Below are 12,991 nucleotides of genomic sequence, written 5' to 3' on the forward strand. Positions count from 1 at the left end.
CGGACCGCCCCGGAATGACAGCATAACTCAGGCGAGCTTCTTGACCTCAGGTCCCGCCAGCTGATGCATCTCGGCATGCGCATCGTCCGCGATCCACGGCTGCTGGTTCACCATCGGCAGCCGCCAGACCGAACGCTCGGGGCTTGCGAAATAATCGAGCCGTGTGATCGAGACGTTGTCGATGTCGAACGACAGCGCCCGCTCCACCTGGCCGTCGAGTGCGAGACCGATCGCCGCCTTGATGGTGCCGCCATGCGCGACCGCGATCACGTCCTGCCCCGCCGCCTCATTGTTGATCCGCTCGACGGTGCGGCGCGTGCGATTGTAGAGATCCATGAAACTTTCGCCGCCGGGCGCGGGCTCGTTGATGTCAGCAAACCAGCTCGAGCCGACGGGACGGCTGGCGATGAACTCGGCGCGATTCATGCCCTGCCAGCGACCGAGATTCTGCTCGGCGAGGTCCGCCTCCCATTTCATCGACACGGGCCGCGGATAGCCCGCCTCCCAGATCGCTTCAGCCGTTTGATGCGTGCGCATCAGATTGCTCGAATACCACACCGCCTTGCGTGGCAGCACCTTGGCAACAGCATTGAACACGTAGGTGTCGCTGGTGTCGCAGGCCAGATCGCTCTGTCCGTAGATGTTGCCGCCGTCATTGCGCACCGGCGCATGACGAACCCACCACCAGCGTGTCGTGACCACATTCGGCTTGTCTGCGGTTGCCATTGAAGCCCTTCCATCTCGTGTGATGTCGCTGTACGTCAGGTGTGAACGTGTCTCAAGACACTTTACTGTTTCAAATTCTGTTTGAAATTCCGTCGCGCGGCAAGCGTCGCACGGCATACCAAAGGGAGAATCGCATGGGCCGTCTGCAAGGCAAATCCGTCATCATCACCGGCGCGGGCAGCGGCATCGGCCGCGCCGCTGCGCACCTCTTCACCAAGGAAGGCGCCAAGTTGATTGCGGTCGATCGCACCGAAGCCGTGAAGGAGACGGTCGACGAGGTGAAGAAAGCCGGCGGCGTTGCGGAGGCGATGATCGCCGATGCCGGCTCCGAGGCTGATGTCATCGCCGTCATCGACAAGGCAGTGAAGACGCATGGCAGGCTCGACGTCATCTGGGCCAACGCCGGCGTCTCCGGCGGGCTCGTTCCGCTCGGCGAGCAGACCGTCGAACAGTGGCAGGAGGTGCTGCGCGTCAATCTGATCGGACCGTTCCTCGCGGTGAAGCATGCGATGCCGCACATGGTGAAGCAGCAGTCCGGCGCAATCGTGCTCACCGCATCGGTTGCGGGCCTCAAGGCCGGCGCGAGCGGACATCCTTATGCCGCCAGCAAGGCCGGCGTGATCAGCCTCGTGCAGACCACCGCCTATTCGCTCACCGGCACCGGCGTGCGCATCAACGCGGTCTGCCCCGGCCTGATTGAGACCGGCATGACCAAGCCGATCTTCGACCGCGCCAAGGAGCGCGGCACCGCCGACAAGATCGGCCAGCTCAATCCCTTGAAGCGCCCCGGCCAGCCGCACGAGCTCGCCGCGATGGGACTGTTTTTGGCCAGCGACGAAGCCTCGTATGTCAACGGCCAGGCCTTCCCGGTGGACGGCGGCCTCACGGCGTCGATGCCGTATACGGGGAAGCCGGTGTAGCTGGGGTCGCGTGTCCCGGACGCGCTGCAGCGTTCTTACGCTGCTGCGCTGCGTCCGGGGCACGAGATTGCTGCTTTGGCGCACAACTGTATCAACGTCGTCATGGCGAGCGCAGCGAAGCAATCCAGAATCCCGCCGTGGAAAGACTCTGGATTGCTTCGCTGCGCTCGCAATGACGGAATGCGGGGCGGCACGGTCGCTTCATCACTAGCAGCTGCATCACAGACGCGCCTTTGCATCCGGATTTCGCTTCGCTCCATCCGGGCTACGAAGCAAGCGCGACGATAAACAATGCACTCGCCATGAGCGACGCTACCGTCCGCACATGATTCCAGAATACCCAGTCCTTCAAATACGCCGCCCACACTGCGCCCGCCTCTGGCGATGACGGCTGCGCCGCGGCCAGCGCATCGTTGAGCGGCACGTTGAGCGCAACTGTCACGACGAACATGCCGATGACGTAGAGGCCTCCGCCTGCGATCATGCTGACTGCCCCCGGCTCACTGAAGCGCAACGCGCCCAACACGACCAGCGCCGCGCCAGCCACCGTCGTGCCGAGGAACAACGGCATGAACAGCGAGCGCACGATGTCGACATTGATGGCGTTCATCGCCGCGATACCGGCGGCCTGGTCGAGGCGGCCGAGCGAAGTCATGATGAAAGTCGAGAACGCGAAATAGACGCCGGCCATGAGGCCGCAGCCGAGCGCCGCGAACCAGAGCAATCCGCTCGTCAAAACCTGCCGCATGCCACGCCTCCTTAAATACGATAATCTCTCGTATTTGATAAAGGCGATAAACTCTCTTATTTCTGGCGTCAAGCACAGATGGCGGGAACAACGATGCCGGAACGGAAGATCAGGGCGGGCAAAGCGACGCAGGCGGCCGGACGGCGCACGCCGCTGGTTCCGACGCAGGAACGTAGCCGGGAGCGGTTCGATCGCATCCTGACCGCCGCGAGCGAGATATTGACGGAAAAGGGCAGCGACGCCTTCCGGATGAGCGACATCGTCGAGCGCACCGGCATCGCCTTCGGTTCGCTCTACCAATATTTTCCGGACAAGAGTGCCGTGATCGGGACGCTCGCCGAGCGTTGCAACGCCATCGGCCGCGAGTGCGTGGCGCGCGATCTCGCCGAGATGAAGAAGCTGTCAGACCTTCACGCGGCGCTGTGTTGCATCACCGACGGCTATTACCAGATGTTCCGCGATCACCCGGTGATGCATCACATCTGGCAAGCGACGCAAGGCGACCGAACGCTGCAAGAGATCGACAGGGAGGACGTGGCTTTCCTGGCCGGTCTGTTACGCGAGGCACTCAAGCGTGTCGCGCCGAAACAGCCCGCCGCCGCCCTCACCTCCTTTTCGCAACTGGCGATGATCCAGATTGCCGCTGCGGTTCGTCACGCCATCGCCTTGCCGCCGGCCGAGGCGCGGCGTACGCTCGACCTGTTCAAGCGAATGCTGCCGAAGGATCTCTCCGCACTCGGCTGAGTCTCGGCGAAAGCAGCCTTCGCGATCGGGTTTGCCCGAACCGCCACTCCATTGGTATGTTTCGTGCAAGCGGCGATGCCATCCTCCATCTCATGAACGAGACAATGCCCAACCCGATTTTCCCAAGTTCCAGAGCCGATCGCATCCGCAACCTCCTCGCCGACCTGGTCGGCTTCGACACGATCAGCGATCGCACCAACTTGCCCCTGATCGCGCATATCGAGAGCTATCTCGCCTTCCTGGGCGTCAAGGGCGAGCGCATCACCGACGAGACCGGACAGAAGGCTTCGCTCTGGGTCACGATCGGCCCGGAGGACAAGCCCGGTCTCGTGCTGTCGGGACATACCGACGTCGTGCCCGTCGTCGGCCAGGACTGGAGCCACGATCCCTTCAAGCTGATCGAACGTGACGGCAAGCTCTATGGCCGCGGCACCACCGACATGAAGGGCTTTGTCGCCGTGTGCCTCGCCATGGTCCCGGAGATGCTGGAAGCGAAGCTGACGACGCCGATTCATCTCGCCATCTCCTATGACGAGGAGATCGGCTGCATCGGTGTACGGCCGATGCTTGCCGAGGTCGCGAAGAAGAAAGTTCGACCGCTTGGCGCATTCATCGGCGAGCCGACCGAGATGAAGGTCATCATCGGCCACAAGGGCAAGCACGGCGTGCGCGCGACGTTCCACGGACTTGCCCGCCATTCCTCGATCGCGCCCGACGGCGTCAACGCGATCGAATATGCCGCCGAGATGATCGTCGAGATCCGCCGCCGCGCGGTGAAGCTCGCGGCCGAGGTCGAGCGCAACAGTCTCTACGATGTCCCGCACTCGACGCTGTTGACCAGCATCGTGCACGGCGGCGCGGCGCTGAACATCGTGCCCGACACCTGCACCGTGGATTTCGAATGCCGCGGCATCGGCATCACCGAGTCCAAAGAGGTGACGGATGCGATCGTCACCTGGGCCAAGGCCGAGCTCGAGCCCGCGATGAAAGCGAAGAACCCCGAATGCGGCATCGATTTCGAGGAGATACTCGACTATCCCGCGCTCGACACCAAGGCCGACGCGGCGATCGTCACGCTGGCGAAGCAGCTCGCCGGCCGCAACGATCACGCCAAGGTCGCCTTCGGCACCGAGGCGAGCCTGTTTGCCAGCATCGCCGACATCCCGTCAGTGGTGATAGGCCCCGGCTCGATCGCGCAGGCGCATACGCCGGATGAGTTCGTGGCGATGGCGGAGCTGGAGAAGTGTGCGGGGTTCGTCGAGAAGCTGATCGCGCATTGCGCGAAGGGGTAAGAGCGTAGGGCGGATTAGCGCAGCGTAATCCGCCATCTGCCTCGCGTCGTGTGAATGGCGGATTACGCTGCGCTAATCCGCCCTACGAAACTGCGACGGCGAATAGTCCACCGGCACCAGCAGGCGATCCTCGATCTGGCCGACCATCAGGCCGTGCTCCGCGTGGGTCACACGCTTGATCTCGCTCCACTCGGTGTCTGCCATGAAGGCCGCCCACGCGGACGTCTTCGCGGCCTCATCCGGCCACTCCAGAATGTAGGCGAACTCGGTACGCTCGCCGAATTTCGTCTCCCACATCGCCACGATCTGGAAGCCATATCTGGTCCGCATGATGCGCGCGGCGTGGTCGCGGAACCGTGCGTGAAAGGCAGTCTTGTTCTTTTCGAAGATTTCGTAGATGCGCAGTTGCTGGATCATGACCGTCTCCTTGCGGAAGGAGATATGGTCAAGCATGGTGCGTGGACAAGGTACACGCGCTCTTCCTCGTCATTGCAGGAGCGAAGCGCGGCGTGCCAAAACAAAAGGCGCGGCCATGAGCCGCGCCTTCGTTGTTTCTACACCGCGCCGGCCTTCTGGGCGTATTCCCATGACACCTTCGACAGCGGCACGGTGCGCTTGGCGGACTCCAGCGCCTTGGCATTGGCGGCGGTGCCGTCGCGGACGCGGCCGGCGATGCCCTGCGTGATGCCGGCGAGGCGGAACAGGTTGTAGGCGAAGTACCAGTTGAGATCCGGCACCGTCATCTTGGTGACGTTGCAATAGATCTGCGCGGCCTCCTCCACGCTCGGGATGTTGAGTGCCTTGAGGTCGGCACCGTCGAGGCCCGGCATGATCCACTGCATCAGCAGATAGGTGAAGTCTGCCATGGGATCGCCGAGCGTCGACAGCTCCCAATCCAGCACGGCCTGCACGCGAGGTTCCGTCGCGTGGAAAATCATATTGTCGAGGCGGTAGTCGCCGTGGACGATCGAGACGCGCGCCTGCTCCGGCACGGTCTTGGGCAGCCATTCCGCCACCTTTTCGAATTCCGGAATGTGCTGCGTCTCGGACGCGCGATACTGCTTGGTCCAGCGATCGATCTGGCGCGCAAAATAATTGCCGGGCTTGCCGAAATCACCGAGGCCGATCGCAACGGGATCGTACATGTGGAGTTTCGCCAGCGTTTCGATCTTGCTGGTGAAGATCTTGCGGCGCGCATCGTTATCCTGGCTCGGCAGCGTCGGATCCCAGAACACGCGACCGTCTTCCATCGACATGATGTAGAAGGCGGCGCCGATGACGCTGTCGTCCTGGCACAGCGCATAGGCGTGCGCGACCGGAAAACCCTGCTTTCCAAGGGCTGCGATGACGCGATATTCGCGATCGACAGCATGCGCCGAGGGCAGCAATTTGCCGAACGGCTTGCGGCGCATCACGTAGGAGCGCTTCGGCGTGTTCAGCCGGTAGGTCGGATTGGACTGGCCGCCCTTGAACTGCAGGACGACCAGCGGGCCCTCATAGCCTTCGACGTTGTCGCGCATCCAGGCTTCGAGCCGCATCTCGTCGAAGCGATGACGCTCCTCGACCGGCTTGGTGCCCGAGAACTCTTCGTCTTTCCTGACGCCGTCAGCCACGGTGACGCTCCCTCTTCAGTCCGAACATGATCCTAATCGGTAACCGCTGACGCACTTGCGTCAAGCGGTTACCCGGTCACGTCCTGTCGTTTCTTCAAGTCAGGAGCGCCGCTGGGCTCCCCCGCTTAATGCTTGGGAGAGTTGGCATACTTCCGAACTTCGAGCCGTGCAATGGCGCGATTGTGCACCTCGTCCGGACCGTCGGCGAGACGGAGCGTACGGATGTGCGCGTAGTCTTTGGCAAGACCGGCTTCGTCGGAGACGCCCGCGCCACCAAACGACTGGATCGCCTCGTCGATGATCTTCAGCGCCATGTTGGGGGCTGCGACCTTGATCATGGCGATCTCGGCCTGCGCGGTCTTGTTGCCGACCTTGTCCATCATGTCGGCGGCCTTGAGGCACAGAAGACGCGTCATCTCGATGTTGGTGCGGGCATCGCCGATGCGCTGCTCCCACACCGAATGCTCGACGATCTTCTTGCCGAAGGCGGTGCGCGAGGTCAGACGCTTCACCATCTTCTCCAGCGCTTCCTCGGCCTTGCCGATGGTGCGCATGCAGTGGTGAATACGGCCGGGACCGAGACGGCCCTGCGCGATCTCGAAACCGCGGCCCTCGCCGAGCAGGATGTTCTCCTTCGGCACGCGCACGTTCTCGAGCAGCACCTGGGCGTGGCCGTGCGGCGCATCGTCGAAGCCGAACACCGGCAGCATCTTCTCGACCTTGATGCCGGGGGTATCGAGCGGAACCAGGATCTGCGACTGCTGCTGATGTTTTGCGGCGTTGAAATCGGTCTTGCCCATCAGGATCGCGATCTTGCAGCGGGGATCGCCGACGCCCGACGACCACCATTTGCGGCCGTTGATGACGTAATGATCGCCGTCCTTCTCGATGCGAGTCTCGATGTTGGTGGCATCCGACGAGGCCACCGCCGGCTCCGTCATCAGGAAGGCCGAGCGGATCTCGCCGTCCATCAGCGGACGCAGCCATTTGCGCTTCTGCTCCTTGGAGCCGTAGCGAATGAACACTTCCATGTTGCCGGTGTCGGGCGCGGAGCAGTTGAACACTTCCGAGGCCCAGGTGATGCGGCCCATCTCTTCCGAGAGCAGCGCGTATTCGAGATTGGTCAATCCCGCGCCGCGGAATTCGTCATCCTCATGCTCGCTCGGCGGCATGAACATGTTCCAGAGGCCTTCCGCCTTCGCCTTCTTCTTGAGGTCTTCGAGGACCGGGATCACCTTCCAGCGCTCGCCGCTGTGGTCCTGCTCATTGTAGATCGGCACCGCCGGGCGCACGTGCTTGGCCATGAAGGACTGCACGCGGTCGAGCCATTCCTTCTGCTTGGGGGACAGATCGAAATCCATGGGACGCTCCTCGGTCTCGCTTTGAAAGCCTGTTTTGCGCCGGACTGTCCTCCCGCAATGCGCGGCCCGCAAGCGCCATTCGGCGGATCGCGGCTGCGCGGAACTCGCGCCGCTCTCAACAGCGGCGCAATTCCATCATGCGGATTGACTTTCTCCGGCCTTCAAACGATAGTTTCATACAAGTGTTTGAATTGCAACTCCCTCCCTGAGGGCATCCATGGCCAGCGATCATACGAGGTCTGCCATTCTCGCCGCCGCCGAACGGCTCTATGCCGATCGCGGCTTTGGCGACGTCACGCTCCGCGACATCGTCGCGGAGGCCAATGTCAATCTGGCTGCCGTGAACTATCATTTCGGCTCAAAGGACGAGTTGATCGCGGAATTATTTGTCACGCGCTCGATCGCGACCAATCGCGAACGCCTGCGCGAGCTGAAGGCCGCTGAAGAGCAAGGCGGCGGCCGCGCACCGATCGAGGTGATCTTGCGCGCGCTGGTCGGCCCCACCTTGCGCGGCTGCCTGGGCCCGGAAAACCAGCGCTCCACCGCGGCGCGCTTCATGATCCGCGCCTCGATCGAATCCGTGCCGCCGATCCGTCGCATCAAGAACCGCGAGATCGACCACTTGCGGAAATTCGCCGGCGCGATGCGAAGGTCCCTGCCCGACCGCAGCGATGTCGATATCTATTGGGGCCTGAATTTCGCGTTGGCGATGGCGCACCACACCATCCGCGAGAGCGAGCGCCTAACCAAGCTGTCGGAAGGAAAATGCGATCTCGACGACGTCGAGGACGTGGTCGCGCGCGTCGTCAGCGTCGCGACGATGGCACTGACGGCGGGCAAGGCCGAAGCCAGGGCGCCGTCAAAGGTCGCTGCGCGCTAGCGCCTCACATCATTGCGATGCAGTCGATCTCGACGTCGAAGGGGCCGAACCATTCCGGCGTGACGACGAAGATCCGCGCCGGCGGATCGACCGGGAAGTAGCGCGCATAGATCGCGTTGAACGTGGCGAAGTGTTTGGCCGAAGTGCCGTAGACGTTGCACTTCATGACGTTGTCGAGCGAGGCGCCGGCCGTCTCCAGGCAGAGCTTCATCTGCTCCATGATGATTTCGCTCTGTCGCTCGATTCCCATCCCGCCGATCTCGCCCGTCTCGGGGTCGAACGGCGGCAGGCCGGCGACGAAGATCATGTTGCCGGCCCGCGTCACCGGCGAGGTCGGCGCCTTCACGCGATCGAGAAAGGACGAGATCGGTTCGACGCGGAGCGCTTCGCGTTTCATGGGCCACCTTCGGTTCGAGCGAGACTGGCGCCTGACTACATTATTCTGCAGCCGGCATGTTTCGCTTCTGATCGAAGTGTGTTCGCTCCTGCGGGGCTTTTATTTGAGCATGATCTTGCCGGAAAACCGCTGCACACTTTTCCGGATCATGCTCTAGGCCCGCTGCGGCATCTCCTCGGCCTCTTCCTTGGCGAGCAGCAGCAGCATCTCGATGCCCATGTCGCCTTCCTGCGGCGAGCGGATGAACTTTATTTCCTCGGCACTTTGCCGCAGCGCGGCAATGATCGCGACAGCCTGGTTGGCCGTCGCCGCCTCGGTCGCCAGAATTGCCTTCTGGTCTTTCGCTTGGAACCCGATCGTATAGGACATGCACTTGTCTCCCAATCCCAGTGGGAGAGATCGAATCTGAGTCGCGCGCGAAGCGGAAGCCGGATGTACTACGGACCGGGTTTATCTGGGGATTGCGCGCAAGCCCCGCACAAGGCCGCGAGATCGTCATGCTTTCGTCAACAACCGAGCGACGATGGCGTGGCTTCTACGCCAGCCCGAGCATCGCGCGCGCCTCCTGCGCACTCGCAACACCGGCGCCAAGGCTCTTCAGAATGTCCGCCGCATGCGCGACCAGCTCCGCGTTGGTCTTCGCCAGCACGCCCTTGGACATATAGAGATTGTCCTCCATGCCGACGCGAACGTGGCCGCCGAGCAAAAAGGCCTGCGCCACCATCGGGAATTCGGCGCGGCCGATGCCGAAGCCGGACCAGATCGCGCCCGGCGGCAGCAGGCTGCGGGCATAGAACATCGTCTCCGGCGTCGCGGAGAAGCCGTACTTGACGCCAAGCACGAGCGAGAACAGGCCCGGCCCCTTCAGTGAGCCGTCGGCGAGCATGTCGCGCGCCAGATGGCAGTCGCCGGAATCGAACAGCTCGATCTCCGGCAGCACGCCGGCCGCCTTCATCCGCTCGGCCATGATGCGGACATTGCGCGGCGTGTTGATCACGACCTCGCCGCCGGAATTCATGGTGTTGAGGTCGAGCGTGCAGATGTCGGGCTTCAAGAGCTCGATATGCTCGACGCGCTTCTCGGGTTGCAGCAGCGTCGTGCCGGGGCCGGCGATGCGGGGATCCTCGACCGAGGGCACGAAGCGCCCGCCGGGCCCGGTCGTGAGATTGATGACGAGGCTCTTGTTGCGGGCGCGGATGCGCTCCACGACATCGCGGTAGAGGTCGACCGACATCGACGGCCGCCCCGTGGCGGGATCGCGCACATGGATGTGCGCGATCGCAGCACCGGCTTCGGCGGCTTCCAGCGCGGAGGTCGCGATCTGCTCGGGCGTGATCGGCAGATACGGCGACTGCTCGGGCTTTGTCAGGTTGCCCGCGATGGCGCAGGTGATGATGGTCTTGCCGGTGCTCATGCGATGTTGCCTCTGCCCGTCTATCTCAATCCGATCGCGGCCTCTTTCCTTCTCCCCTTGCGGGAGAAGGTGGCGCGAAGCGCCGGATGAGGGGTATCTATCCGCTCGCAAGATCAATCGTGAGGATAGATACCCCTCACCCGTCTCGCCGCCTTGCGGCGATCCACCCTCTCCCGCAAGGGGAGAGGGTAAGAGCGCGCGCCGCTTCGTAAGGCGCTAGATGATCCCCTGCTGCTTCAGCTCCTCGATCTTCCCGGCATCATAGCCGAGCTTGCCGCCGAGGATCTCCTGCGTGTGCTCGCCGAGCAGCGGCGGGGCGCGGTAGGTCTCGACCGGAGTTTCCGAGAAGGTCAGCGCGTTGCGGATCAGCGACAGATTGGGCTCGAAGGGATGGTCGACCTTCACCCGCATGCCGCGCGACTGCACGTGCGGATCGGAAAACACCTGCTCGAAATTGTTGATCGGACCCGACGGCACGCCGGCCTCCTCGAGCTTGTCCAGCCAATAGGCCACCGGCTTCTTCAGGAACAGGCCGGCGAAGATCGCCATGATCTCCTTGCCGTGCACGACGCGATCGTTGTTCTTGACGAAGCGCGGATCGCTCGCAAGCTCCGGCTCGCCGAGCACGGCGCAGGTCTTCCGGAACTGGCCGTCATTGCCGACCACCAGCATCAGCTCGCCGTCGGTGCAGCGGAACACGCCGGCCGGCATGCCGCCATTGCCCCAGGTGCCGCGGCGCGGCGGCATCTTGCCGTTGACGAGGTAGATCTGCAGCCAGTGCGACAGCGAGGCGATGACGGTATCGAACAGGCAGACGTCGATGTGCTGTCCCTGCCCGCCATTGACGTCACGATGGTAGAGCGCCGACAAGAGCCCGATCGAGGTGTTCATGCCGGTCATGTAGTCGACGATCGAGGGCCCGACCTTCATCGGGCCCTCGCCCGGCTCGCCGTCGATATGACCGGTGACGCTCATCAGGCCGCCCATCGCCTGCAGGATGGCATCGTATCCGGCGCGCGGCGCATAGGGGCCGGTCTGGCCGAAACCGGTCACCGAGCAATAGATGATCTTCGGATTGATCGCCTTGATCGTCTCGTAGTCGAGGCCGTAGCGCTTGAGATCGCCGACCTTGTAGTTCTCCATGAAGACGTCGGCGTCCTTCGCGAGCTCGCGGATGATCGCCTGCCCCTCGGGCTTGGCGATGTTGACGGTGACCGACTTCTTGTTGCGGTTGGCGCAGAGATAGAACGAATTGTTGTTGTTGGCCTTGCCCTCGGGATCGGTCAGGTAAGGCGGGCCGAAGGCGCGCGCGTCGTCGCCGGTGCCGGGCCGCTCGATCTTGATCACCTCCGCGCCGAGATCGCCCAGCATCTGGGCCGACAAGGGCCCGGCGAGCACACGCGTGAGATCAAGGATCTTGATGCCTGAGAGCGGCAGGGCCGACATGTCGATTTCCTCCGGGGGAACTGGATCTTGGCGCAGCGGCGATGTCGCGGACCGCGCTTCCTGCGGATACACCATTTTGCGGTCCCGAGCACTGCGCGCTGGGCATACGGCCATCCCCCGCCCCGCAGCAGCGGTAGGCTGCGGCGGCGAATTCCGCGTTGCGAATTACCCGGTCGCAGGTGCTGCGGCCAGATGCGGACGACGCCGGCCCAGCAGGATCAGGATCAGCACGGTCGCACAGGAAAAGGCCAAAGTGAGCCCAAGCGCGCCGCGGCTGCCGAACTGGGTGAGCAGGCCGGCCAGAAGCGGCGGCGAGATCGCGGACGCCAGATTGAGCGGCAGTGCGATCATCGACATTGCCTTCGCGAACTCGGCCTGGTCGTAGAACACGAGCGGGATCGTCGCCCGCGCCACCGCCATCGCGCCGCTGCCGGCGCCATAGAGGAGGATGAAGGTCGCGACCGCCCAGGTCGCGCCCTCGCTCAGCATCAGCAGCACCATGGCGACAGGCAACGCCGTGCCGGCGACGAGCCCAGTGGTGATGCCGTCCCACCGGCCACCGCCGAGAAAATCGAGGCCGCGGGCGCTGACCTGGATCACGCCCAGCATCGAGCCGAATGCAAGCGCCTGCGCCGGCGCAAGGCCCTCCGCCCGCAACAGCTCGATCAGGATGGCGCCGATGCCGAAATTGACGAAGGCGTTCATCGTGATCACGCAGACGACCAGACCGAAAGTGCTTCTCGGAATCGCAGGGGGCGGCTCAGCCTGGGCTGCCTCGCCGCCATCATCCGCCGCAATTTTCCGGCGTGGCGCGATAAACGCATAGAGCGGAAGGTTGATGGCGAGCAGCATCGCCGCGTAGACGAGACAGGTCCCGCGCCAACCGAGCCAACCACTGAGAAACGACGTGGTCGGCCAGAAGATGCTGCTGGAGAGTCCCGTCACCAGCATCAGCCCGCCGATGGCATTCTTGGCGCCCCGTCCGGCGACCTCGTTCAGCATGATATAGGCGCCGGTCGACAGCGTGGCGCTGCCGCCCATGCCGAGAATGACCCAGCCGGCGAAATAGAGCACCGGGTCGCGCGCGAAACACAGAACGATGTAGCCCGGCACGGAGACAACAGTGCCCACCATCATCACCTTGCGGGCACCGTGCCGCGCAAAGGCCTTGGCAAGCCAGGGCGCGCACAGGCCCATGGTGACATAAAGCACTGAGCTGCCCGCAAACACCGCCGGCAAGCTCAGCCCGAGATCGGCCCCGAGGTCGCGGCCGACCACGGCCGGAAGGCCGATCGTCCCCCATCCGATGAGTTGGGTAATTGCCAGCACCAGCAGGACCCCGATGAGCCTGCTGTCAGATTTCAAGAACCGCATTCCACTCGTCGCCTGCCCGGCAGGCGCCGATCACGCCTGTAGGCCTGTCTTACCCGGAGACTCAGCTCACGGGAAT

General features: G+C 63.5%; 14 protein-coding genes. 4 read left to right on the forward strand and 10 right to left on the reverse strand.

The genetic code is table 11. From position 1 onward, the window contains the following. Nucleotides 1–27 precede the first annotated feature (27 nt). Complete coding sequence (locus NLM32_RS29050; RefSeq protein ID WP_254132195.1) at nt 28–726, reverse strand: histidine phosphatase family protein; 699 nt, start codon at nt 724–726, stop codon at nt 28–30. 134 nt (nt 727–860) lie between these two features. Between NLM32_RS29050 and NLM32_RS29055 the strand changes: the two genes are divergently transcribed. Next, nucleotides 861–1,646, forward strand: coding sequence for an SDR family NAD(P)-dependent oxidoreductase (locus NLM32_RS29055; RefSeq protein ID WP_254132196.1), 786 nt, complete (start codon nt 861–863; stop codon nt 1,644–1,646). A 265-nt stretch (nt 1,647–1,911) separates the two neighbouring features. On the opposite strand, the gene NLM32_RS29060 is transcribed toward NLM32_RS29055, so the two are convergent. Further along, entirely contained in the window at nt 1,912–2,394 is a 483-nt protein-coding gene (locus NLM32_RS29060; protein ID WP_254132197.1) for a DUF1772 domain-containing protein, read from the reverse strand. A 93-nt stretch (nt 2,395–2,487) separates the two neighbouring features. Between NLM32_RS29060 and NLM32_RS29065 the strand changes: the two genes are divergently transcribed. Further along, nucleotides 2,488–3,138, forward strand: coding sequence for a TetR/AcrR family transcriptional regulator (locus tag NLM32_RS29065; RefSeq protein ID WP_254132198.1), 651 nt, complete (start codon nt 2,488–2,490; stop codon nt 3,136–3,138). 104 nt (nt 3,139–3,242) lie between these two features. Then, a complete protein-coding gene (argE, locus tag NLM32_RS29070) occupies nt 3,243–4,430 on the forward strand; it encodes an acetylornithine deacetylase (RefSeq protein WP_254132199.1) in 1,188 nt (395 codons plus the stop codon). Between the two features lie 72 nt (nt 4,431–4,502). Here argE and NLM32_RS29075 read toward each other — a convergent pair whose 3' ends face one another. From NLM32_RS29075 to NLM32_RS29085, 3 genes are all read right to left on the reverse strand, one after another. Further along, nucleotides 4,503–4,847, reverse strand: a complete 345-nt coding sequence (locus tag NLM32_RS29075) for an NIPSNAP family protein (RefSeq protein WP_254132200.1) — start codon at nt 4,845–4,847, stop codon at nt 4,503–4,505. Nucleotides 4,848–4,984: 137 nt separating this feature from the next. Continuing rightward, nucleotides 4,985–6,043, reverse strand: coding sequence for a phosphotransferase (locus NLM32_RS29080; protein WP_254132201.1), 1,059 nt, complete (start codon nt 6,041–6,043; stop codon nt 4,985–4,987). A gap of 125 nt (nt 6,044–6,168) precedes the next feature. After that, on the reverse strand, nt 6,169–7,404 hold the full coding sequence (locus tag NLM32_RS29085; protein WP_254132202.1) for an acyl-CoA dehydrogenase family protein: 1,236 nt from the start codon (nt 7,402–7,404) through the stop codon (nt 6,169–6,171). Nucleotides 7,405–7,621: 217 nt separating this feature from the next. Between NLM32_RS29085 and NLM32_RS29090 the strand changes: the two genes are divergently transcribed. Next, nucleotides 7,622–8,284, forward strand: coding sequence for a TetR/AcrR family transcriptional regulator (locus NLM32_RS29090; protein WP_254132203.1), 663 nt, complete (start codon nt 7,622–7,624; stop codon nt 8,282–8,284). Between the two features lie 4 nt (nt 8,285–8,288). Here the strand turns inward: NLM32_RS29090 and NLM32_RS29095 are convergent, their stop codons facing one another. The 5 genes from NLM32_RS29095 to NLM32_RS29115 all read right to left on the reverse strand — a co-directional run bounded on the left by NLM32_RS29095 (nt 8,289) and on the right by NLM32_RS29115 (nt 12,915). Next, on the reverse strand, nt 8,289–8,681 hold the full coding sequence (locus tag NLM32_RS29095) for a RidA family protein (protein ID WP_254132204.1): 393 nt from the start codon (nt 8,679–8,681) through the stop codon (nt 8,289–8,291). 153 nt (nt 8,682–8,834) lie between these two features. Beyond that, entirely contained in the window at nt 8,835–9,050 is a 216-nt protein-coding gene (locus NLM32_RS29100; RefSeq protein WP_148778652.1) for a hypothetical protein, read from the reverse strand. Between the two features lie 166 nt (nt 9,051–9,216). Then, nucleotides 9,217–10,095 carry a 3-keto-5-aminohexanoate cleavage protein gene (locus tag NLM32_RS29105; protein ID WP_254132205.1) on the reverse strand — a complete coding sequence of 293 codons (879 nt, stop codon included), beginning with the start codon at nt 10,093–10,095 and terminating at the stop codon, nt 9,217–9,219. A gap of 216 nt (nt 10,096–10,311) precedes the next feature. Further along, entirely contained in the window at nt 10,312–11,541 is a 1,230-nt protein-coding gene (locus tag NLM32_RS29110; protein WP_254132206.1) for a CaiB/BaiF CoA-transferase family protein, read from the reverse strand. 165 nt (nt 11,542–11,706) lie between these two features. Continuing rightward, nucleotides 11,707–12,915, reverse strand: coding sequence for an MFS transporter (locus NLM32_RS29115; RefSeq protein ID WP_254132207.1), 1,209 nt, complete (start codon nt 12,913–12,915; stop codon nt 11,707–11,709). Nucleotides 12,916–12,991 lie beyond the last annotated feature (76 nt).

The organism is Bradyrhizobium sp. CCGUVB14 (genome assembly GCF_024199935.1).
In the GTDB taxonomy this organism is placed as follows: Bacteria; Pseudomonadota; Alphaproteobacteria; order Rhizobiales; family Xanthobacteraceae; genus Bradyrhizobium.

Bases quoted from the DNA above. Each gene is read 5' to 3' on its own strand.
- NLM32_RS29050 (WP_254132195.1), bottom strand. From the start codon at position 726: ATGGCAACCGCAGACAAGCCGAATGTGGTCACGACACGCTGGTGGTGG.
- NLM32_RS29055 (WP_254132196.1), top strand. From the start codon at position 861: ATGGGCCGTCTGCAAGGCAAATCCGTCATCATCACCGGCGCGGGCAGC.
- NLM32_RS29060 (WP_254132197.1), bottom strand. From the start codon at position 2,394: ATGCGGCAGGTTTTGACGAGCGGATTGCTCTGGTTCGCGGCGCTCGGC.
- NLM32_RS29065 (WP_254132198.1), top strand. From the start codon at position 2,488: ATGCCGGAACGGAAGATCAGGGCGGGCAAAGCGACGCAGGCGGCCGGA.
- argE (WP_254132199.1), top strand. From the start codon at position 3,243: ATGCCCAACCCGATTTTCCCAAGTTCCAGAGCCGATCGCATCCGCAAC.
- NLM32_RS29075 (WP_254132200.1), bottom strand. From the start codon at position 4,847: ATGATCCAGCAACTGCGCATCTACGAAATCTTCGAAAAGAACAAGACT.
- NLM32_RS29085 (WP_254132202.1), bottom strand. From the start codon at position 7,404: ATGGATTTCGATCTGTCCCCCAAGCAGAAGGAATGGCTCGACCGCGTG.
- NLM32_RS29090 (WP_254132203.1), top strand. From the start codon at position 7,622: ATGGCCAGCGATCATACGAGGTCTGCCATTCTCGCCGCCGCCGAACGG.
- NLM32_RS29095 (WP_254132204.1), bottom strand. From the start codon at position 8,681: ATGAAACGCGAAGCGCTCCGCGTCGAACCGATCTCGTCCTTTCTCGAT.
- NLM32_RS29100 (WP_148778652.1), bottom strand. From the start codon at position 9,050: ATGTCCTATACGATCGGGTTCCAAGCGAAAGACCAGAAGGCAATTCTG.
- NLM32_RS29105 (WP_254132205.1), bottom strand. From the start codon at position 10,095: ATGAGCACCGGCAAGACCATCATCACCTGCGCCATCGCGGGCAACCTG.
- NLM32_RS29110 (WP_254132206.1), bottom strand. From the start codon at position 11,541: ATGTCGGCCCTGCCGCTCTCAGGCATCAAGATCCTTGATCTCACGCGT.
- NLM32_RS29115 (WP_254132207.1), bottom strand. From the start codon at position 12,915: ATGCGGTTCTTGAAATCTGACAGCAGGCTCATCGGGGTCCTGCTGGTG.